Origin of the sequence: Serinicoccus sp. CUA-874 (assembly GCF_001942225.1) — a bacterium.
GTDB lineage: Bacteria > Actinomycetota > Actinomycetes > Actinomycetales > Dermatophilaceae > Ornithinicoccus > Ornithinicoccus marinus.
In genome coordinates this window covers 338,602-358,301 of record NZ_MKJZ01000033.1, presented here as the reverse complement: position 1 = coordinate 358,301, position 19,700 = coordinate 338,602, and the positions used below count along the sequence as shown (strand labels likewise).

The window sequence follows — 19,700 nt, the reverse complement described above, 5'->3', positions numbered from 1 at the left end:
GCGAGGTCAGGCACCAGGCTGGGCACAAGCGTGCTCAGCGGGGACGGAGGAGGCGGATCGATGCGACCCCTGACCGACGAGGTCACCCTGCACATGGACGCCCCGCCCGAAGAGGTGTGGGCGCTGGTCAGCGATGTCACCCGGATCGGGGAGTTCAGCCCCGAGACGGTGGCGGGGCGGTGGACCGGCGGCTTCACCGGGCCCGAGGTCGGCGCGACCTTCGCCGGCAAGGTCGTGCGCAACGGGGTGGGCCCGACCTACTGGGCCGCCTGCCGGGTCACCCGCTGCGAGCCGGAGCGGCTCTTCGAGTTCTCCGTGGGCACCAAGACGGTCGCCGTCAACAACTGGGGCTACCGGCTGGAGCCGAGCGGTGGGGGCACCGACGTGACCGAGTACTACCGGCTCGAGCCGATGCTGCCGCTGCGGATCTACTGGGCGCTGCTCGGGAGGCTGCGCGGCCGCACCAACGTCCGCGGCATGCGCACCACCCTGGAGCGGATGAAGGCGGTCGTCGAGGCCTGACCCGATCGCGGTGCACGCTCGTTCAGCCGAGCAGCTCACGCAGCGCGGCGGCGAACTCCGCCGGCCGGCCCGCGGGCTGCCCGTAGACCTCGCCCATGAAGCCGCTGGCTGCTGCAAAGAGGAGTCGTCGATCGGGCCGTCCACCATGACCAGGGTGACGAGCTCGGCCATCGCCGCCCCGTGACCGTCGCGGTGCCGGGTGTGACACGCCTTCGCGGACTCATCGCTCGACGCGCACCGGCCCGGGACGGTTGACTGGTGTCCATGAGCAGCGAGCAACCGCAGACCGAGCAGCGCGTCGTCACCGCCAGCCGCGAGGTCGAGGCACCGGCGGAGGTGATCTTCGAGCTCATCGCCGACCCGCGCCGCCAGCCGGAGTGGGACGGCAACGACAACCTCGACGAGGTGGTCGGCGGCGAGCGGATCCGGGCCGTGGGCGAGGTCTTCTCCATGCGGCTGACCAACGGCAAGGTGCGTGACAACCACGTCGTGGCCTTCGAGGAGGGCCGCCGGGTCGCGTGGCGTCCGGCGAGCGAGGGCCAGGACCCGGCCGGGCACGAGTGGGGCTGGCAGGTCGAGCCGCTGGGGGATGGTCGCTGCCGCGTCACCCATGTCTACGACTGGAGCGAGCTGACCGACGAGTCCCGCATGGACAAGGCACGGAGCACGACCACCGACCACCTGCAGGCCTCGCTGGACCGGCTCGCGGAGGTGGCGGTCGCCCGCGGCTGAGGCCGACGGAGCAGCCCCGGGGCCGGAGCCGGGAGGACGGCGCACGACGGCGGGCGGGGGAGTCGCGGCGCGACGGTAGACTGGTGGCGCCGCCGGCGGTGGGCGCCCGCCCGGACCGGACCAGCGGCATACCTCCCTGACACCACCGACGATCCTGCGAGGACTCGCCCTGTCCATGCTGCCTGCCCCCGCGCCCTCCACCACCAGCACCTCCGACCCGCACTCGGTGCGCGCCGCGCTGCGCTCGCCCGCCCGGCTGCGCACGAGGTGCTCGCCGGCCTCGTCGTCGCCCTGGCCCTCATCCCCGAGGCGATCTCGTTCTCCGTCATCGCCGGGGTGGACCCGCGCGTCGGGCTCTTCGCGTCCTTCACGATGGCGGTGACGATCGCGATCGTCGGCGGCCGCCGGGCGATGATCTCCGCGGCCACCGGCGCGATCGCGCTGGTCATCGCACCGGTCGTCCGCGAGCACGGCCTCGACTACCTCATCGCGACCGTGCTGCTCGCCGGCGTGCTGCAGATCGTGCTCTCCCTGTCGGGCGTCGCCCGGCTCATGCGTTTCATCCCCCGGATGGTCATGGTCGGCTTCGTCAACGCGCTGGCCATCCTCATCTTCACCGCGCAGATCCCGCACCTGGTCAGCGTTCCCTGGCTGGTCTACCCCATGGTGGCCGCCGGCATCCTCGTCATGGTGGCGCTGCCCCGCGTCACGACGGCCGTGCCCGCCCCGCTGGTCGCGATCGTGGCGCTCACCACGCTCGCGCTCACCGCACGGATGGGGCTGCCGGACGTCGGCGACGAGGGGCAGCTGCCGGACAGCCTGCCCTCCTTCGTCGTCCCGGACGTCCCGCTCACCTGGGAGACGCTGCAGATCATCGCTCCGTATGCCCTCGCCATGGCGCTCGTCGGCCTCATGGAGTCGCTCATGACCGCCAAGCTCGTCGACGACATCACCGACACCGGGTCGGACAAGACCCGCGAGGGCTGGGGGCAGGGTGTCGCCAACGTCGTCACCGGCCTCTTCGGCGGCATGGGCGGCTGCGCGATGATCGGCCAGACGATGGTCAACGTCAAGGCCTCGGGCGCGCGCACCCGGATCTCGACCTTCCTCGCGGGTGTCTTCCTGCTGATCCTCGTCGTGGTCCTCGGCGACCTCGTCGCATCCATCCCCATGGCCGCCCTCGTCGCGGTGATGATCATGGTCTCGGTCGCGACCTTCGACTGGCACAGCATCGCGCCGTCGACGCTGCGCCGGATGCCCAAGAGCGAGAACATCGTCATGATCGCGACCGTCGCCACCACCGTCGCGACCCACAACCTGGCGATCGGCGTGGTCGTCGGCGTGCTTACGGCCATGGTGGTCTTCGCCCGTCGGGTGGCGCACTTCACGCAGGTGGTCAGCGTGCCGAACGACGACCCCGAGGTGGCGACCTACAAGGTCGTCGGCGAGCTCTTCTTCGCCTCCAGCAACGACCTGGTGCACCAGTTCGACTACGCCGGCGACCCGCGGAGCGTCGTCATCGACATGACCGACTCCCACATCTGGGACGCCTCGACCGTCGCGGCCCTGGACGCGATCGAGCGGAAGTATGCCGCGCACGGCACCACCGTCGACATCCGCGGCCTCAACGACTCCAGCCTCACCCGGCACCGGCAGCTCGCGGGGCACCTCGGCAGCATGTGATCACCGGCGCGGTCGACAGGTCCGCCCGGCTCCGCGAGACTGAGGGGCGTCCGAGGTCCCTCAGGAGGTAGCCGCCGATGTCGTCGCCCACCCAGTCCCCGCCGGAGTCGCCGGCCGAGCCGACCGGCCCCGGGGGTGGGTGGTCGGCGATCCTCAAACCGGTCTTCATCCCGGCCTCGGTCGTCATCTTCGGCCTCATCATCGCCACCATCGTCTTCGCCCGCTCCGCCGGCGACGCCCTGGAGAGCGCCACCACCTCGCTCAACACCGCCATCACCGACGGGGTGGGCTGGTGGTACGTCATCGCCGTCAACCTCTTCCTCGGCTTCGTCATCTACTGCGCGGTCTCCCGGGTGGGCCGGATCCGGCTCGGCCGTGACCACGAGCGGCCCGAGTTCGGGGTCGTCTCCTGGTTCCTCATGCTCTTCAGCGCGGGTATGGGGATCGGTCTGGTCTTCTTCGGTGTCGCCGAGCCGCTCTGGCACTACATCGCCCCGCCGGAGCCTTCGGCAACGCGCCGGAGTCGATGGGTGCCGCGCAGGAGTCGGTCGGGCTGATGATGCTGCAGTGGGGGCTGCACCCGTGGGCGATCTACGCGGTGGTGGGTCTCGGGCTGGCCTACATGTCCTTCCGCCGTGGTCGCCCGCTCGCGGTGCGCTGGCTGCTCGAGCCGCTCATCGGGCGCGAGCGGGTCGAGGGCTGGATGGGGCATACCATCGACACCGTCGCGATCGTGGGCACCCTCTTCGGGGTCGCGACCTCCTTCGGCTTCGGCGTCAGCCAGATCCTCGGTGGGCTGGAGTTCCTCGGCTGGGCCGAGCGCTCGACCTGGCTCATCATCGGCCTCATCGGCGGCATCACCGCGGTCGCCGTGTGGTCGGTCGTGTCCGGCGTGCACAAGGGCCTGAAGTGGCTGTCCAACATCAACATGTCGGTCGCGGCCCTCATGGCGCTGATCGTCTTCGTCCTCGGCCCGACGATTTTCCTGCTCAAGGCCATCCCGGAGAACGCGGGACAGTACCTCAGCCTGCTGCCGCAGACGGCTCTGCACGTCGGCCCGTTCTCCGGCGACGGCTGGGAGGGTGCGTGGACCATCGCCTACTGGGGCTGGTGGACCAGCTGGGCGCCCTTCGTCGGCATGTTCATCGCCCGCATCTCCCGGGGCCGCACCATTCGCGAGTTCGTCCTCGGCGTCCTGCTCGCCCCGACGGCGGCGAGCCTGGTGTGGTTCACGATCTTCGGTGACGCGGCCATCCTCTTCCAGCAGGAGTCCGGCTCGCTGGCGACCGGCGACGGCGAGGGCGGCCTGACGCTCAACAGCGACACCGCGCTGTTCCAGTTCTTCGAGTCGATGCCCGGTGCTCTCACCACCGTGCTGTCCGTCGTGGCGATGTGCGTCGTCATCCTCTTCTTCGTCACCTCCTCCGACTCCGGCTCGCTGGTCATCGACATGCTCGCCTCGGGCGGCAGCACCGAGACCCCCGTCACCACCCGGGTCTACTGGGCCGTGCTGGAGGGCGTCGCCGCGGCAGCGCTGCTCGTCGTGGGCGGTGACGTCGCCCTGACGGCGCTGCAGACGTTGTCGATCTCGACCGCCGCACCCTTCTCGATCATCCTCGTCCTGGCGTGCGTCTCGCTGCTGCGGGCGTTCCGCCACGAGGTCGCCTCGATGCCGCACTACATGCAGGTCATGCCGAGCGGCACCCACGAGGAGCCCGACCTGGTCGAGGGCGGGCCGCCGCCGGCCACCCGGGGTCGCCGCCGCACCGTCCGCGAGGAGCTGGGGTCGGTGTCGTCCACCCTGGCCGGCTTCGAGCCGGACAGCACGCCGCACACCAACGGTGATGGTCGTGTCGTCTCCTACCGTCCGCTGAGCAGCAGCGAGGTCCGCATCGACGAACGCACCGGGCAGACCGAGGTGGAGCGGGTCGACGACCCGCTGGCCGGGGAGGTCTTCGACACCCCGGAGTTCACCTCGTCGCAGGAGTACCTCGACCAGGGCGGGTCGGCCCCGTCGCCGCAGGCCGAAGAGGCGCAGGAGTCCGAGCCCACAGGTCGGGGCGCCTCAGGCTGAGCTGGCGACCTCGCCCGGGTCGACCCAGGCGGTGAAGATCGGGAGGCGGTCCCACGGGCTGCCGTCGTGGAGCGCCACCGCCACGACGGCGTGCGGCCGGTCCAGGCGGACGTGGATCCGGCGGACCACCACCTCCTGCTCCTGCGGCATCCCGGCCGCGCGGACCGCCATACCCGTCACCGCAGCCGCCTCGAAGCCGGTCGCGGTGTAGGCCGCGACCGCGCTCTGGCGGACCTCGCAGTCGGCCGGGCGCTCGGCGGGGAGCACGAACGCCTCGAGCGCCGCGGCCGCCGCCCCGAAGCCGGGGGCCGTGGTCAGGTCGTGGTCGCTCACGAGACGCCACGGAGGCACCCAGCCGGTCCACTCCTCGATCACGTCCCGGAAGGAGGGGCGCGTCTCGCGGTGCTCGGTGACCGTCCAGGCGTGCCCGTCCCGGGTGACCTCGAGACCGGCCGGGGCGCGCCGTGTGGTCATCTGCGCAGCCGCCTCGTGCGCGGCGGCGAGCACCTGCCCCCGAGGCACCTGCGGGTCGGCGATCACGCTGACGACCGCCAGCCCCGAGGTGGACCGTGGCGCGACCACCCCGACCGGACCCGCCGCCTGCGTGTCGAGGACGACGTGCCGGGCGGTGCTGCCCACCGTGCCCAGCCCGCCGTCCTCGAGCTCGGTGAGCGGGGTGCTCCAGGAGATCCGGGTCGCGAGCGCGGAGGCGAGGACCAGCCGCGTCAGCTCGGTGAGCTGCACCGGGAAGCGCTCGATGAGGCCGTCGGTCCGCTCGCTCGCCCATCGGTCGGCGCCCTCCTGGTCGGGCAGCGGCCCGTCCTCGACCCGGTCGGGCACCGACCACGCGGCGAAGTCCTCGGTGAGCCGCTCCGCGTCGGCCCAGCGCGCGACCGCCGCGGCGACCGCCGGGTGCGGGTCGTCCAGCAGCGCGGTGAGCGCCTCCACCGCCTCGTCGGCGGGCAGGCCGAGCGCTTCCTCGAGCGCAGCCGCGTCATCGGCCCGGGCCGGGCCGCTCCCGGCCACGAGGGCCAGGAGCAGCCAGGCGCCGAGCCCCGAGCACACGCCCGGCCCGGTGAGCACCTGCGCGTCGACCGCGACGGCATACCGGCGGACGGCGTCGACGACCCGGCTCGGATCTGCTCCCATCCCCCCCATCCTGGCACCCGTAGGCTCACGGTGTCGGACGTCAGGAGGAGGCACATGCGCAACCCGGTGCAGGACTATCTCGAGCAGATCGTGGCCCAGTGCGGCGACGCCGGGGGTGAGGTCGCGGGCTACATCCCCGAGCTCGCCGCGGCCGACCCCGATCGCTTCTCGCTGTGCCTCGCCACCGTCGACGGCCAGGTCTACGAGGTCGGCGAGAGCGACCACCGCTACAGCATCCAGTCGATGTCCAAGCCGTTCACGTATGCCCTCGGCCTGCACGACCAGGGGATCGAGGCCGTCGCGCGCAAGGTCGACGTCGAGCCCTCCGGCGACGCCTTCAACGAGATCAGCGTCTCCCCGGACACCGGGCGGCCGAAGAACCCGATGATCAACGCCGGGGCGATCACCGCCTCCTCGCTCGTCGCGGGCGACTCCGGGGACGAGCGGTTCGCGCGGGCGGTCGAGTGGTACGGCCGCTTCGCCGGGCGGGAGCTGGAGCTGGACTCCTCCATCTACTCCTCGGAGCTGGGCACCGCCCACCGCAACCGGGCGATCGCGCACATGCTGCGCGAGTTCGGGATCCTCGAGGGGGATCCCGAAGAGGTGCTCGACCAGTACGTCCGGCAGTGCTCGGTCGCCGTCGACACCCGGGACCTCGCGCTCATGGCGGCCACCCTCGCCAACGGGGGCCGGCAGCCGCGCACCGGGGAGCAGGTGCTGGACCCCGCGCTCGTGGAGCACGTGCTCTCGGTGATGACGACGTGCGGCATGTATGACGCCGCCGGAGACTGGGTGACGGCCGTCGGGATGCCGGCGAAGAGCGGGGTGAGCGGCGGGATCATCGGCGTGCTGCCGGGCCAGGTGGGGATCGCGGTCTTCTCGCCGCGGCTGGACCCGCACGGCAACAGCGCCCGCGGCGTCGCGCTCTTCGAACGGATGTCGACCGACATGGAGATGCACCTCATGCACGTCAGCCGGGGCTCGCGCAACGCCGTGCGGAGCAGCTACTCGCTGGCCAGCGCCCGCTCCAACACCCGCTGGCAGGGTGCCGACGAGGAGGTGCTGGACCGGGTCGCGGACCGGGCGGTCGTCTACGAGCTGCACGGCGACCTGCTCTTCGCCGGCGCGGAGAAGATCGTGCGGACCGTCGTGGAGGACGCCCCCGAGCTCGCGGTCTTCGACTTCACGCACGTCAACGACATCGCCGACGTGAGCCGGCTGACTCTGCTCGCGCTGCGCGACCGGCTGCGTGAGGAGGGCAGCGAGGTGATCGCGGTCGACCCGAGCGGGGTGATCCCCGACCCGGCGGAGGGCACCGACGAGGCCTCGCCCCGGTTCACCGACCTGCCGTCGGCGATCGAGTGGTGCGAGCAGATGCTCATCCGCACCTACTGCGGCCCGCGCGAGGAGCTCGACCCGGTGGAGGACCACCCGCTCATGCGCGACCTCGACGAGACGGGGCGGGCCGCGCTGGACGCGGCGATGACCCGGCAGGTCGTGCCGGCGGGGGAGGTCGTGCTCGCGGGGGGCACCGACTTCGCCGGGATCCACGTCATCGTGCGTGGTCAGGCGGTGGCCCAGGACAGGGGGCCGGACGGCGAGGTGACGACGCTGGTCCAGCTGGGGCCGGGCACGTCCTTCGGCGAGCTGGCCCTCGGCACCCGGGACCGGCAGGAGACGACGATCCGGGCCGAGACGGAGCTGGAGCTGCTCGTGCTCTCGGCGGCGGACCTGGAACGGATCACCGCCGAGGACCCGGCGGCGGCGCTGCAGATCTGGCGGGCGATCGCCCGCGACGGCTACCGCGTCGCCGACCGGGCGCTGCGCCGCAGCGCCGTGCGGGTGGGCTGAGGGCCCGGAACCCGGTGAGGGCCCGACCGGCCATCGCATCGATCTGTTGTCCACAGGATGTGCACATCCTGTGGAGAACTACACCGGTGTAACTCGCCGGTCGCGGGAGGCCGGACGCAGCGCGGCGCCCGGACCGGCATACCTTCCGGTGTGCCGTCGGGGAGCACGTCAGTGGTGACGCCCAACGATGCCTCGCCGCCCGGTCACGGGCCGACCCACCGCGAGTCTCAGCACCCAGGGCACCACGATGCGGGGATATGTCCGGTTGCCGGGGCTATGACCCCAGCATCTGAACATCTCTCCGCAGGCGGGGGACGGTGGGGCGAGAGTGCCTGGGGTGGCGAGCTGCGCGGGCCTGTGGACAGCCGCCGAGAAGGGCGTCCGGTTCGGGCATGCTGGGCCGATGCGGGGGGACATGGTGAATCTGCTGGACGGTCTGGGGCACGTCGCTGCCACGGCCGATCTGGCGGCGTTGGGGGTGGGGCCGCGCGAGACGCGGGCGATGGTCGCGGACGGGAGCCTGGTGCGACTGCGTCGGGCCACCTTCGTCGCTGGACCGGTATGGCGGGCAGCCGCGCCGTGGGCGCGTCACGAGCTGCGGGCGAGGGCGGTGCTGCGGGGGCTCGGCCCCGGCGCTGGGGTGGCGTTCGGCCTCCACAGCTCGCTGACCGTGCAGGGGGTGGGCGTCCACGGGGTCGATGACCGCGCTCACTTCTGCCGCACCGATGGTGGCCGCTCTTCGCAGGATGCCGTGATGGTCATGCACCGTCGGGTGCCCCGGGAGTTCCTCGTGGATCTCGAGTGGGGGCCCGCGGTGACGCTGGCCCTGGCGCCGTTGCAGGTGGCGGCCCGCTTCGGGGTCGAAGCAGGCTTGGTCAGCGCCGATGCGGTGCTGCGCGATCGGCGGGTCACCGTTGCGCAGCTGGAGGAGGCGTTGCCGGTCCTCGGCGGGGGTCGGGGCTATCTCTCCGCCGCGCGAACCGTGGCGCTGGCCTCGCCGTTGAGCGAGTCGGCCGGCGAGTCCCGTTGCCGCTGGGTGGTGCTGACCCTGGGCCTGCCGTTGCCCGAGCAGCAGGCGGAGATCGTCGACGGTAATGGGCGTTTCGTGGCTCGGGTCGACTTCCTCTACCGGGCCGAGAAGGTGGTCTTGGAGTTCGACGGGATGCAGAAGTACGACGACCCCGCAGCGCTCCGCCGCGAGAAGCTCCGGGAGGACCGCCTGCGGGAGCTGGGCTACGAGGTCGTCCGGCTGACCTGGGCCGACCTGGACGACCCTGCCGCCGTGGCCCGCAAGGTCAAGGGCGCCTTCGCGCGGGCCCGTGCCCGTCGCCGCTGAGGGTCGCCCCTCGCCACCCCTTGCGGCCGGGCGGCATACCTCGGATCTCACCCGTCTCGTGGGCACCACGCTGCGGAGGTATGCCCGTCCGCGGGGGTTATAGACCCCGCGGATGTGCACATCTCGGCAGGACGTGACGCGTGTGACCGCGGGGGCTCGTGGGTGAGCCCCACCAGGCTGGTGTCGCGTCTACCCTGGTGGGGCAGGGCATACCTCCACCGGAAGCGAGCGATGGACACAGCGCAGCGCAGCCGTGACGGCAGCGTCCACGTCACCGACGAGCGGATCAACACGATCTCCCACCTCGTCGGCTCCTGCTTCGCGCTGCTCGGGGGCGGGCTGCTCGTCGCGCAGGCCGGCGCCGAGGGCGACCCCTGGAAGGTCGTCGGGCTGTCGATCTATGCCGCGTCGCTGCTCACGCTGCTCGTGGCGAGCACGCTGCACCACGGGCTCGACCTCAGCCCGCGCACCAACGAGGTGCTGCGCACGCTGGACTACACCTCGGTCTTCTTCCTCATCGCCGGGACGGTCACGCCGCTGGTCCTCGGGCTGGACCGCACCGTCTTCGGCTGGACCGTCCTCGGCGCGGTCTGGCTGATCGCGGCGCTCGGCATCGCGGCCCGGTCGGTCTGGCGCGACCTGCCCAAGTGGGTCACGAACACGCTCTACATCGTGCTCGGCTGGATGCCCGTCGTGCTGGTCCTCGGCGGCCTCAGCCTCCCCCTGGGTGCGCTCGTGCTCATGGCGGCCGGCGGTGTCGTCTACAGCGTCGGCTTCGTCATCTTCATCCTCGAGCGGCCCAACCCGGTCCCGGGCGTCCTCGGCTTCCACGAGATCTGGCACGTCCTGGTCGTCATCGCCGCGGCGCTGCACTTCCTGCTCATGTACCTCTACGTCCTGTGACGCCCCGGCTCCGCACGGTCCGGCAGCACCGGGACGAGCGCGCCCACGTCCTCGTCCTGCACGGCGGCCAGCAGCACAGCACCGAGCCGACGAGCTGGCGCCAGCTCTCGGTCCTGCGGAGCCGCCTCTTCGCCTCCGCCATGGCCAGGGCCGCGCCCGGCACCGGATCGGCGTCTCCTTCCTCCGGTATGCCCGCCGCGGCTGGAACGACGGCGCGCCGCTGCGGGACGCGGTCTGGGCGCTGGAGCGGGTCAGGGACGAGCACCCGGGCAGACCGGTGGGGCTGCTCGGCTACTCGATGGGTGGTCGGGCGGCGCTGCGCCTGGCCGGCGAGGTCGACGCCCTCGTCACGGCGGCCGCCTGGGTGGAGGAGTCCGACCTGCCGCTGCTGCGCCCACCGGCCGGCGGGCGCGCGCTGCTCCTGCACGGCACGGAGGACCAGCTCACCTCGCCCGAGGGCTCGCTGCGCGCCGCCGAGCGGCTGCGTGAGCTGGGCGCGGAGGTCACCCTTCGTGCCGATCTCGCCGACACCCACGGCATGATGCGGCACCGGGCGAACTGGCACCGGCTGGCCACCGCTCACCTCGTCGACGCCCTCACGACATCGGCATGCGCGCCCGGAGGTCGCGAGGCAGACTGAGGGGATGGAGCACGACACCGGCGGAGTCAGCACCCTCTCCACCAAGATCGTCGTCAACGGCACGCCCCAGGAGCTCACCCACGACGTCCGCACCACGCTGCTGGACGCGCTGCGCGACCACCTGGGCGTCACCTCGGCCAAGAAGGGCTGCGACCACGGCCAGTGCGGCGCCTGCACCGTCCTCGTCGACGGGCGACGCGTGGTCTCCTGCCTGTCGCTCACCGCGTCCCTGGACGGCACCGAGGTGGTCACCGCTGAGGGACTGGGGAGCCCGGAGGACCTCAGCGACCTGCAGCAGGCCTTCGTCGACCGCGACGGGCTGCAGTGCGGCTACTGCACGCCCGGGCAGGTCTGCTCGGCGCAGGCGATGCTCGCCGAGGCCGCGGCCGGTATGCCCAGCCACGTCACCGACCCCTCGACGCTGGCCGACCCGGACGCCGCCGTCGAGCTCAGCGACGCCGAGATCCGCGAGCGGATGAGCGGCAATTTGTGCCGCTGCGGCGCCTACGTCAACATCGTCGCCGCCATCCGCGACACCGCCGCGCAGCGCGCCGCCGCGACCGGGCACTCCGAGGAGGAGGCGTCGTGAGGCCGTTCACCTACGAGCGGGCGACGAGCGTCGCCGACGCGCTGCGCCGCACGGCCGGCGCCACCGACGACGGGGCGAGCGCGGCATACCTGGCGGGCGGCACCAACCTCATCGACCATCTGCGCCTGGGGATCCGCGAGACGGACCGGCTCATCGACGTCAGCCACCTCGACCTCACCGAGGTGACCGAGCTGGAGGGTGGCGGGCTGCGGGTCGGGGCGCTGGCGCGCAACGCCGACGTCGCCGCGCACCCGCTCGTGCGTCGACGCTTCCCCGTCGTCAGCGCCGCGATGCTCGCGGGGGCCTCAGGCCAGCTGCGCAACATGGCGACCATGGGCGGCAACCTGCTGCAGCGCACCCGGTGCGTCTACTTCCAGGACCCGAGCACCCCGTGCAACAAGCGGGAGCCGGGCTCGGGCTGCTCGGCGATCGAGGGGCTGGGCACCTACAACGCCCTCATCGGCGCCTCCGACGCCTGCGTCGCGGTGCACCCCTCCGACCTGTGCGTCGCGCTCGCCGCGCTGGACATCACCGTCGTCGTCGAGGGACCGCTCGGCGAGCGCCGGATCGACTTCGCCGACCTGCACCGCCTCCCCGGCGACCACCCCGAGCAGGACACCACGCTGGACCGCAGCGAGCTGATCACCGCGATCGAGATCGCCGGTCCCGGCTTCGCCGCGCACTCCCGCTACCGCAAGCTGCGCGAGCGCGCGTCCTACGCCTTCGCCACCGTCTCCGTCGCCGCCGCGCTCGACGTCCAGGACGGCCGGGTCGCGGACGTGCGGCTCGGGCTCGGCGGGGTCGCCCACAAGCCGCACCGCGCCCGTCGCGCCGAGGACGCCCTGCGCGGCGGCCCGGCCACCCACGAGGCCTACGCCGCGGCGATCGCCGCCGAGCTGGAGCAGGCCCGCCCCGGTCCCGACAACGCCTACAAGGTGCTCCAGCTGCAGCGCGCCGTCCCGGCAGTGCTGGACGCGCTGACCGAGGAGGACGCATGAGCGATGCCGCGACCGAGCAGGGCCGGGACCGCGCGCGGGTCGACGCCCCGCTCAAGGTCGCAGGTCTGGCGCCCTACGCCTACGAGCACGAGGTCGGCGAGGCGCTCTTCCTCGCTCCCGTGCTGTCCACGATCGCCGCCGGCGAGATCACCGGCATCGACACCGAGGCGGCGCGCGCGGTGCGCGGCGTGCGGCTCGTCCTCACCCACGACAACGCCCCGCGCCTCGCCCTGCCGACGCTGCCCACCCTCACCGTCCTGCGCAAGCCGCGGGTGCGCTACCGCGGCGAGATCGTCGCCGCGGTGGTGGCCGACAGCCTGGAGACTGCGAGGTATGCCGCCTCCCTCGTCCAGGTCGACTACGCCCCCGGCGAGCCGGACGTCCGGGTCGACGAGCACGGTCGGGACGTCCGGTCGCTGCGGCGGGTCATGGGGATCTACCCAGGTCAGCACACCGTCGGCGACGTCGACGCCGCCCTGGCTGGGGCGGCATACCGGGTCGCGGGCGACTATGCGACCCCCACCAACCACCACAACCCGATCGAGCCGCACAGCGTCGTCGCGCTCTGGCACGAGGAGCACGATCGGTGGGCGAGGCTGCAGCCGCGCACGACGCGGCTCACCGTGTGGGACAGCAACCAGGGCGTCGTCGCGCCGCAGGGCGTGCTCGCGGGCGCTTCGGGCTGCTGCCGACCCAGGTCGAGGTGGTCTCGCCCTACGTCGGCGGCTCGTTCGGCACGAAGGGTATGCCCCACCCCCACCTCATGGTCACGGTCATGGCGGCGCGGATGCTGCCCGGGCAGGCGGTCAAGCTCGCGCTGACCCGACCGCAGATGTTCGCGGGCACCGGCTACCGTCCCGAGACCCGGCAGCGGGTGGCGCTCGCGGCCGACGAGCAGGGGAGGCTGCAGGCCATCGAGCACGACGTCTTCGCCCCCGTCTCCCGGGTCATCCCGTGGATCGACCCGACCGCAGGCCCGAGCCTGACGATGTATGACTCCGCCACCCGCCGCATCGGCTACCGCGCGCAGCACCTCGACATCGCGCCGGGCACCTTCATGCGCGCGCCGGGGGAGTACACCGGGATGTTCGCGCTGGAGACGGCGATGGACGAGCTCGCCCGGGAGGCCGGCATCGACCCGGTCGAGCTGCGGCTGCGCAACGAGCCGGAGGTCGACCCGGAGTCGGGCAAGCCGTGGAGCAGCCGCCACGTGAGCACCTGCCTGACCGAGGGTGCCCGGGTCTTCGGCTTCGAGCAGCAGCGGGAGCCGGGCGGTCGGCGCGAGGGCGAGTGGCTGCTCGGGCAGGGCCTGGCGTGCGCGGCCTTCCCGCAGATGGGCATGGGCCCGAGCCTGGCGCGGATCACGTATACCGGCGGGCGCTACGTCGTCAGCATGCAGGCCAGCGACATCGGCACCGGCGCGTGGACCGTGCTGGCGCAGATCGCCGCACAGGCGCTGGACGTGCCGCAGGACCAGGTCGAGGCGCGGATCGGCACGACCGACGCGCCCTACGCGATCATCGCCGGCGGCAGCACGGGCACCTTCGGGTGGGGCTCGGCGGTGGTCGAGGCGGCGCAGGCCTTCCGGGAGGAGCACGGCAGCGCGCCCGCCGAGGGTGCCACGGCCCGCGCGCGCACCCGCATGCCCAAGGGGGTGCGCGGCGTGACCCGGATGGCCTTCGGCGTGCACTTCGCCGAGGTGGCGGTGAGCGAGGTGTCCGGTGAGGTCCGGGTGCGGCGCCTCTACGGCCACTTCGACGGCGGCCGGATCATGAACCCGCGCACCGCGCGCAGCCAGCTCGTCGGCGGCATGACGATGGGCCTGTCCGGTGCCCTCTTCGAGCAGTCCTACCGCGACCCGCGCTTCGGCCACGTCGTCAACGCCGACCTCGCGGGCTACCACGTGGCGGCGCACGCCGACGTCGTGGACATCGAGGTCGGCTGGGTCGGCGAGCCCGACCCCTGGATGGGCGCGACCGGCGCCAAGGGCATCGGCGAGGTCGGGATCGTCGGGGTCCCGGCCGCCATCGGCAACGCGATCTTCGACGCGACGGGGGTGCGGCTGCGGGAGCTGCCGTTCACCCCGGGGCGGGTGCTCGAGGCGTGGGAGTCGGCGACGTCGACCTCCACGCGATGACCGGACGCCGTCCACCACGTCGGGCGGTGGTGGCGTCGCACGACGCCTGCTCGTCCTGACGCTGGCCACCGCCCTCCTCGGGACCACGGCGGCCTGCGACGCCGGGCCGCAGGGGAGCCCGAAACAGGTGGCCACCGACCTGGCCGCAGGGCTGGAGAGCGGTGACCTCTCCGCGGTGTCGCTCGTCGACAGCACCCCCGCGGACGCGACAGCCCAGCTGGAGCGCGCGCACGCGGCCCCGGCACGGCGGGCGTCCTCGGCGCGCAGCGTGGAGACGGCCACCTGCTCCAGCGAGGTGACCTCGACGAGTCCGACCCCGGTGCGCAGCCGTGTGCCGACCTTGACCCGGGGACGGTCCCACCGGGAAGGCCAGGTCGACGTCGCCAGCCCTGATCCCCGCCAGCTCGGCGGGGCGGATCATCATCGGCCGGCGGCTGCTGGTCGACCGGCGTCGGTCGCGGCCAGCCAGTCGACCAGCGGACGCACCTGCTCCCAGCGCTCACGGACCTCGTCGACGAGCCGGGGCGTGGTGACGATGTCGCCGTCCTCGACCCACCGCATACTGGCGAGGTCCTTGTGCCGCAGCAGCTCGATCCGCTCGTGCTCCCGGTCCCACCCGCGAGGCGCCGTCCTGACCCGCTCGCCGCTGATCTCCCAGTCCCCGCCGCGCAGGTCGGCCACGATCTGCTCGAGCTGCTGGCCGGTCCCGGGCGAGTCGACCGCGGCTCGGTAGGCCCGCAGCCGGGGGGAGTCCATGTGGTAGCAGCCGCCGCCGAGCAGCAGCCCGTCGGCGGACACCTGGACGTACCACCCGGTGGCCTCGGCCGTCTGCACGTAGGCACCCTGGTGCGTCTTGTAGGGGCTCTTGTCCTTCGAGAAGCGCACGTCGCGGTGCGGGCGGAAGAGCTTGGCCTCGCCGAACTCCGGCGCGAGCGCCTCGGTCAGCGCCACCAGCGGCGCCCGGACGTCCCGCTCGTAGTCCTGCTTGTGCGCGGCCCAGAACTCCTTGGTGTTGTCCTCCTCGAGCCGGGCGTAGAAGTCTGTCGCGGCGTGCGGGATGCCGGTGAAGGAGGACATGTCTCCAGTGTGCCCGCACGAGCGGCGCGGCGGCAGGCTGACAGCCAGTTATCTGTTCCGATAACATCATCAACATGGACGTCGACCTGGACGCAGTCCTCGCCTCTGCAGCTCGACTGCAGCAGATGGTCCCTGAGGCCGTCCTCGTCGGGGGGACCGCAGCTGCCCTGCACGCTGGGCACCGTCTCTCCCTGAACCACGACCACGTCCTCAGCGATCTGTCGGAGCGGTATGCCCAGGTGGTGGAGGCGGTGGAGGCGAGCGAGGGATGGGTCACCAGTGTTCGCGCCAGCACGCCGCCGCTGACGTTGCTGGATTCGTTGGACGGGATCGAAGCGGGGTTGCGTCAGTTGCGTCGCACCCGCCCGCTCGAGGTCGAGGAAGTCCCGGTCGGCGGTAGCGCCGGCACGGCGGTCCGCGTGCCGCCCCTTCCGGAGATGCTGCGGATCAAGGCATACCTCGTGGTGCAGCGCAACGCGGTGCGCGACTACCTGGACACCGTGGCGCTCGCCGACCGACTGGGGCTCGACGAGGCCACCAGCGTGCTGGTCGGCATCGACGACTACTACGCCGACCGCTCGGGCGAGGCAGACTCAGTGCTGACAGCGCTGGTGGAGCGACTGGCCGCCCCGCGGCCGCGCGACGCTCGGGTGATCGAGCAGCTCGGCAGCTACAAGGGGCTGGACCCGCGGTGGCACGACTGGCTCGCTGTCGAGAGCGTGTGTCAGGAGTTGTCCGACGGGCTTCTCCGGGCGGTGGAGCCGTGACGACCCGTCCCCCCCGCAATGTCGAGGTCGACCTTGGGCAACCGGTCGACACCTGGCCCTACGAGGCGGTCGTCGCACTGCTGGAGCGGGGAAGCGTCCGTGACTGGGCCAGGATCACGGCGCGCATCCGCCAGGACCCGTGGGGGCCGGTGGCGCGTCAGGTGGAGGACTACCTCGGCTACGCCGGTGCCTCGGGAGTGACCGCGTTGCTGGGTCGCGCGATCGACACTGCCCGCTCGGAGGCAGCGGCCGCGGAACGCGCTGAGGTCGGCGACGAGGTCACGCGCCTGATCCGGGCGAGCGGTTTGACGGCGGGGGACTTCGCCCGCCGGATCGGCACGTCCCCCTCCCGGCTGTCGACCTATCGTTCAGGCTCGGTCGTGCCGTCGGCCGCGCTGCTGATGCGTATGCGGCGGGCTGCCGACGTCGCGGCCTCCCGCTAGCGGCCCGCTCAGGTGCCGTAAACCCCTCGCGCGCTGGTCCCTCCCGCGCCAGGCTGGGCGCCATGACGACGAGCGACCTGTGGGACGAGGCGACGGCCGCGAGCTACGACGAGGCCTCCGCCGCGATGTTCGCGCCGGACGTGCTCGACCCCACGGTCGACCGGCTCGCCGAGCTGGCCGGTGAGGGTCGCGCGCTGGAGCTGGCCATCGGGACCGGGCGCGTGGGCATACCCCTGGCGGAGCGGGGGGTGGGGGTCGTGGGGATCGAGCTGTCCGAGCCGATGGCCGAGCAGCTGCGTCGCAAGGCGCCCGACCTCCCGGTGACGATCGGCGACATGGCGACCACGCAGGTCGAGGGCACCTTCGCGCTGGTCTACCTCGTCTTCAACACCATCGGCAACCTCACCACGCAGGACGAGCAGGTGGCGTGCTTCGCCAACGCCGCGCGGCACCTCGGGCCCGGCGGCCGCTTCGTCGTCGAGGTCGGGGTGCCGGCGCTGCGGCGGCTTCCGCCCGGCCAGGTCGCGATCCCCTTCGACGTCTCCGCCGAGCACGTCGGGCTCGACACCTACGACCCGGTGACGCAGCAGGCGATGTCGCACCACTACTCGCGCGAGGCGAACGGGTCCTACAGCTACTGGCCGCACCTCTTCCGCTACGTCTGGCCCAGCGAGCTCGACCTCATGGCCCGCCTGGCGGGGCTGCGACTGGAGAGCCGGACCGCGGACTGGCGCGGCGCGCCGTTCACCGCGGAGAGCGAGAGCCACGTCTCGGTCTGGCGCGCCTGATCCGGGCGGGTCCACGAGGGAGAGCACCGGTCGTCTGCGACGCTGAGGGTATGCCGCTCGCCCCGCACCTGCTCGACCTCGCCGATGCCCTGGTCCCGCCGCGAGGCGCGCGCTGCTCGGTGTCGCCGGGCTGCCCGGCTCGGGCAAGACGACCTTCGCGCTGGACCTGGTCGCCGCTCTCGCGGAGCGGCACGGGTCCGGCCACGTAGGGCACGTGCCGATGGACGGCTTCCACCTCGCCGACGCCCAGCTGGAGCGGCTCGGGCTGCTGGACGTGAAGGGAGCCCCGGAGACCTTCGACGCCGAGGGGTATGCCGCGCTCCTGGCCCGGCTGCGCGACGACACGGCCGACCCGGTCTACGGCCCCGGCTTCGAGCGCACCCTCGAGCAGCCGGTGGCCGCGGCCCTCGTGGTGCTGCCCGCGGTGCGGCTCGTCGTCACCGAGGGCAACTACCTGCTGGACCGGCACCCGCGCTGGCGGACCTCGCGAGCCCGGCTCGACGCGGTCTGGTGGGTCGAGGTCGACGAGCAGCTGCGGCAGACCCGGCTGGTCGAGCGGCACGTCGAGTTCGGCAAGACGCCCGAGGAGGCCCGCGCCTGGGTCGAGCGGGTCGACGAGGCCAACGCCCGCGCGATCCGGGACCGGTCGGACGCCCCGGACCTGGTGGTGCAGGCGGGCCCGGACGGGACGTTGGTCGGGACCGAGGGGTGTGTCGGCGCTGCTGGCTAGGCTCGGGACGTCACCGGATCACGAGGAGTCCGCATGAACACCACGAGTCCGCTGCGGGGGGTCGCCACGCTGAGCTACTTCGCCGACGACGTCGCCCAGGCCCGCGACTGGTATGCCGAGCGCGACCTAGCGCGGCTGGGCCTGGTCAGGACCCGGTCCTCTCCCGATGGCTGCAGCCGGGCCAGCAGCACGGGCGCCGCATCCCCTCCTGCAGCTCCTCCCGGGTGCGGCGGATCCGCCGGGCGCGCGTCCGGTCCTGCTTGGCGTCCTCGACCCAGCAGATGAACTCGTTGCGGGCCAGCGGCGTGATGTCGAGCCACGCCGCGAGCGCGTCGTCGTGGTCGGTCAGCTCCGCGCGCAGGTCGTCGGGCAGGTCGTGCACCGCGCCGCCGGGCACCGTCGTGGTCGCCATGGTCCCGACTGTAGGGACTGCGCAGCGCAAGCGCGACACCCCGAGGGGACGGATTCCGCTCAGCGGGGCACCGCCGCGGCGACGGCCCGGGCGACGTCCGTCGCGCGCGACTCCGGCATCCGGGCATACCCGATGACGAGCCCGGCTCGCGGCGTGGCGAGGTAGTAGTCGCTCAGCGCCTCCACCCGTATGCCGCGCTCGAGCAGCCGGGACGCCGTCGCGCGGTCGTCCGCGGCCGGGTCGGCCAGCAGGAGCACCAGGTGCAGCCCTGCCTCGACGCCGCTCACCCGCAGGTCGGGCAGGCGGGCCGAGAGCGCGGCCACGAGCGCGTCCCGCCGGGCGTGGTAGAGCCGTGCGGCCCGAGCCAGGTGACGGCCGAGCGCTCCGGTGTCGATGAGGTGGGCGAGCGCCCGGGCCGCGACCGGTGAGGCTCCCAGCGACAGGCTGTCCTGCGCCTCGCGCACCGCCGGCAGCACCGGGCGCGGCGGCACGAGCCACGCCAGCCCGAGGTCGGGGGTGAGGATCTTGCTGGCCGTCCCCACGTAGGCGGTGCACGCCTCCGCGCCCCGGATCGAGCGCAGCGCGGGCAGCGGCGGCACGCCGTAGCGGAACTCCCCGTCGTAGTCATCCTCGACGACCAGCTGGCCCCACGCGCGGGCCCGCTCCACGAGCTCGACCCGCCGCGCGACCGGCATCCGTGCGCCCAGCGGGTAGTGGTGGGCCGGCGTGACGTAGACGGCAGCGTCGCTGTCGTGCAGGAGCGCCGGGTCGAGCCCGTCGTCGTCCACCGGGACGGGGCGGACTCGGGCGCCTCCTGGACGAACGCGGCCCGCGCCGGCGGTAGCCGGGGTCCTCCAGTGCCACCGTCC

The 19,700-nt window shown here is 72.9% G+C and carries 17 protein-coding genes and 3 pseudogenes; 16 read left to right on the top strand and 4 right to left on the bottom strand.

Features of this window, described 5'->3' with window-relative positions; all coding sequences use genetic code 11:
- Nucleotides 1-60 precede the first annotated feature (60 nt).
- From BJF80_RS10735 to BJF80_RS10720, 4 genes and pseudogenes are all read left to right on the top strand, one after another.
- Complete coding sequence (locus BJF80_RS10735) at nt 61-522, top strand: SRPBCC family protein (protein WP_075813490.1); 462 nt, start codon at nt 61-63, stop codon at nt 520-522.
- 264 nt (nt 523-786) lie between these two features.
- Nucleotides 787-1,254 (top strand): SRPBCC family protein, encoded by a 468-nt coding sequence (locus tag BJF80_RS10730; protein ID WP_075813488.1) that lies wholly within the window; start codon nt 787-789, stop codon nt 1,252-1,254.
- A gap of 175 nt (nt 1,255-1,429) precedes the next feature.
- A pseudogene (locus BJF80_RS10725) lies at nt 1,430-2,937 on the top strand (SulP family inorganic anion transporter).
- A gap of 77 nt (nt 2,938-3,014) precedes the next feature.
- Nucleotides 3,015-5,011: pseudogene (locus BJF80_RS10720) on the top strand (BCCT family transporter).
- Here the strand turns inward: BJF80_RS10720 and BJF80_RS10715 are convergent.
- Nucleotides 5,003-6,160, bottom strand: a complete 1,158-nt coding sequence (locus tag BJF80_RS10715; RefSeq protein WP_075813486.1) for a hypothetical protein — start codon at nt 6,158-6,160, stop codon at nt 5,003-5,005. The pseudogene BJF80_RS10720 and the gene BJF80_RS10715 sit on opposite strands and share 9 nt — an antisense overlap.
- 54 nt (nt 6,161-6,214) lie before the next feature.
- Here BJF80_RS10715 and glsA point away from each other — a divergent pair, with 54 nt between their 5' ends.
- The 8 genes and pseudogenes from glsA (at nt 6,215) to BJF80_RS10680 (ending at nt 14,614) form a co-directional block, all read left to right on the top strand.
- Entirely contained in the window at nt 6,215-8,011 is a 1,797-nt protein-coding gene (gene glsA / locus BJF80_RS10710) for a glutaminase A (RefSeq protein WP_075813484.1), read from the top strand.
- A 403-nt stretch (nt 8,012-8,414) separates the two neighbouring features.
- Nucleotides 8,415-9,347 (top strand): DUF559 domain-containing protein, encoded by a 933-nt coding sequence (locus BJF80_RS10705; RefSeq protein WP_143554079.1) that lies wholly within the window; start codon nt 8,415-8,417, stop codon nt 9,345-9,347.
- A gap of 231 nt (nt 9,348-9,578) precedes the next feature.
- Nucleotides 9,579-10,250, top strand: coding sequence for a PAQR family membrane homeostasis protein TrhA (trhA, locus tag BJF80_RS10700; RefSeq protein WP_075813479.1), 672 nt, complete (start codon nt 9,579-9,581; stop codon nt 10,248-10,250).
- A gap of 94 nt (nt 10,251-10,344) precedes the next feature.
- Entirely contained in the window at nt 10,345-10,890 is a 546-nt protein-coding gene (locus BJF80_RS10695) for a dienelactone hydrolase family protein (RefSeq protein ID WP_075813596.1), read from the top strand.
- Between the two features lie 4 nt (nt 10,891-10,894).
- On the top strand, nt 10,895-11,479 hold the full coding sequence (locus BJF80_RS10690) for a 2Fe-2S iron-sulfur cluster-binding protein (protein WP_075813477.1): 585 nt from the start codon (nt 10,895-10,897) through the stop codon (nt 11,477-11,479).
- On the top strand, nt 11,476-12,477 hold the full coding sequence (locus BJF80_RS10685) for an FAD binding domain-containing protein (protein ID WP_075813475.1): 1,002 nt from the start codon (nt 11,476-11,478) through the stop codon (nt 12,475-12,477). The genes BJF80_RS10690 and BJF80_RS10685 overlap by 4 nt, the downstream gene beginning before the upstream one ends.
- Nucleotides 12,474-13,579, top strand: a pseudogene (locus BJF80_RS20200) (xanthine dehydrogenase family protein molybdopterin-binding subunit); the annotation flags it as partial. The gene BJF80_RS10685 and the pseudogene BJF80_RS20200, both read left to right, overlap by 4 nt.
- Nucleotides 13,562-14,614 carry a xanthine dehydrogenase family protein molybdopterin-binding subunit gene (locus BJF80_RS10680; protein ID WP_414899293.1) on the top strand — a complete coding sequence of 351 codons (1,053 nt, stop codon included), beginning with the start codon at nt 13,562-13,564 and terminating at the stop codon, nt 14,612-14,614. The pseudogene BJF80_RS20200 and the gene BJF80_RS10680, both read left to right, overlap by 18 nt.
- A 420-nt stretch (nt 14,615-15,034) precedes the next feature.
- Here BJF80_RS10680 and BJF80_RS10670 read toward each other — a convergent pair whose 3' ends face one another.
- Nucleotides 15,035-15,691, bottom strand: coding sequence for a DUF2461 domain-containing protein (locus BJF80_RS10670; RefSeq protein ID WP_075813473.1), 657 nt, complete (start codon nt 15,689-15,691; stop codon nt 15,035-15,037).
- Between the two features lie 74 nt (nt 15,692-15,765).
- On the opposite strand from BJF80_RS10670, the gene BJF80_RS10665 reads away from it, so the two are divergent.
- The 4 genes from BJF80_RS10665 (at nt 15,766) to BJF80_RS10650 (ending at nt 18,419) form a co-directional block, all read left to right on the top strand.
- Nucleotides 15,766-16,458 (top strand): hypothetical protein, encoded by a 693-nt coding sequence (locus tag BJF80_RS10665; protein ID WP_075813471.1) that lies wholly within the window; start codon nt 15,766-15,768, stop codon nt 16,456-16,458.
- Nucleotides 16,455-16,901, top strand: a complete 447-nt coding sequence (locus tag BJF80_RS10660) for a helix-turn-helix domain-containing protein (protein WP_075813469.1) — start codon at nt 16,455-16,457, stop codon at nt 16,899-16,901. Before BJF80_RS10665 ends, BJF80_RS10660 begins: the two co-directional genes overlap by 4 nt.
- A 62-nt stretch (nt 16,902-16,963) precedes the next feature.
- A complete protein-coding gene (locus BJF80_RS10655; RefSeq protein WP_075813467.1) occupies nt 16,964-17,689 on the top strand; it encodes a class I SAM-dependent DNA methyltransferase in 726 nt (241 codons plus the stop codon).
- A gap of 112 nt (nt 17,690-17,801) precedes the next feature.
- Nucleotides 17,802-18,419, top strand: coding sequence for a nucleoside/nucleotide kinase family protein (locus tag BJF80_RS10650; protein ID WP_075813465.1), 618 nt, complete (start codon nt 17,802-17,804; stop codon nt 18,417-18,419).
- Nucleotides 18,420-18,564: 145 nt separating this feature from the next.
- On the opposite strand, the gene BJF80_RS10645 is transcribed toward BJF80_RS10650, so the two are convergent.
- Nucleotides 18,565-18,831: a YdeI/OmpD-associated family protein gene (locus BJF80_RS10645; protein WP_075813463.1), complete on the bottom strand. Its 267-nt coding sequence runs from the start codon at nt 18,829-18,831 to the stop codon at nt 18,565-18,567.
- Nucleotides 18,832-18,890: 59 nt separating this feature from the next.
- Entirely contained in the window at nt 18,891-19,619 is a 729-nt protein-coding gene (locus BJF80_RS20195) for an aminotransferase-like domain-containing protein (protein WP_237767544.1), read from the bottom strand.
- Nucleotides 19,620-19,700 lie beyond the last annotated feature (81 nt).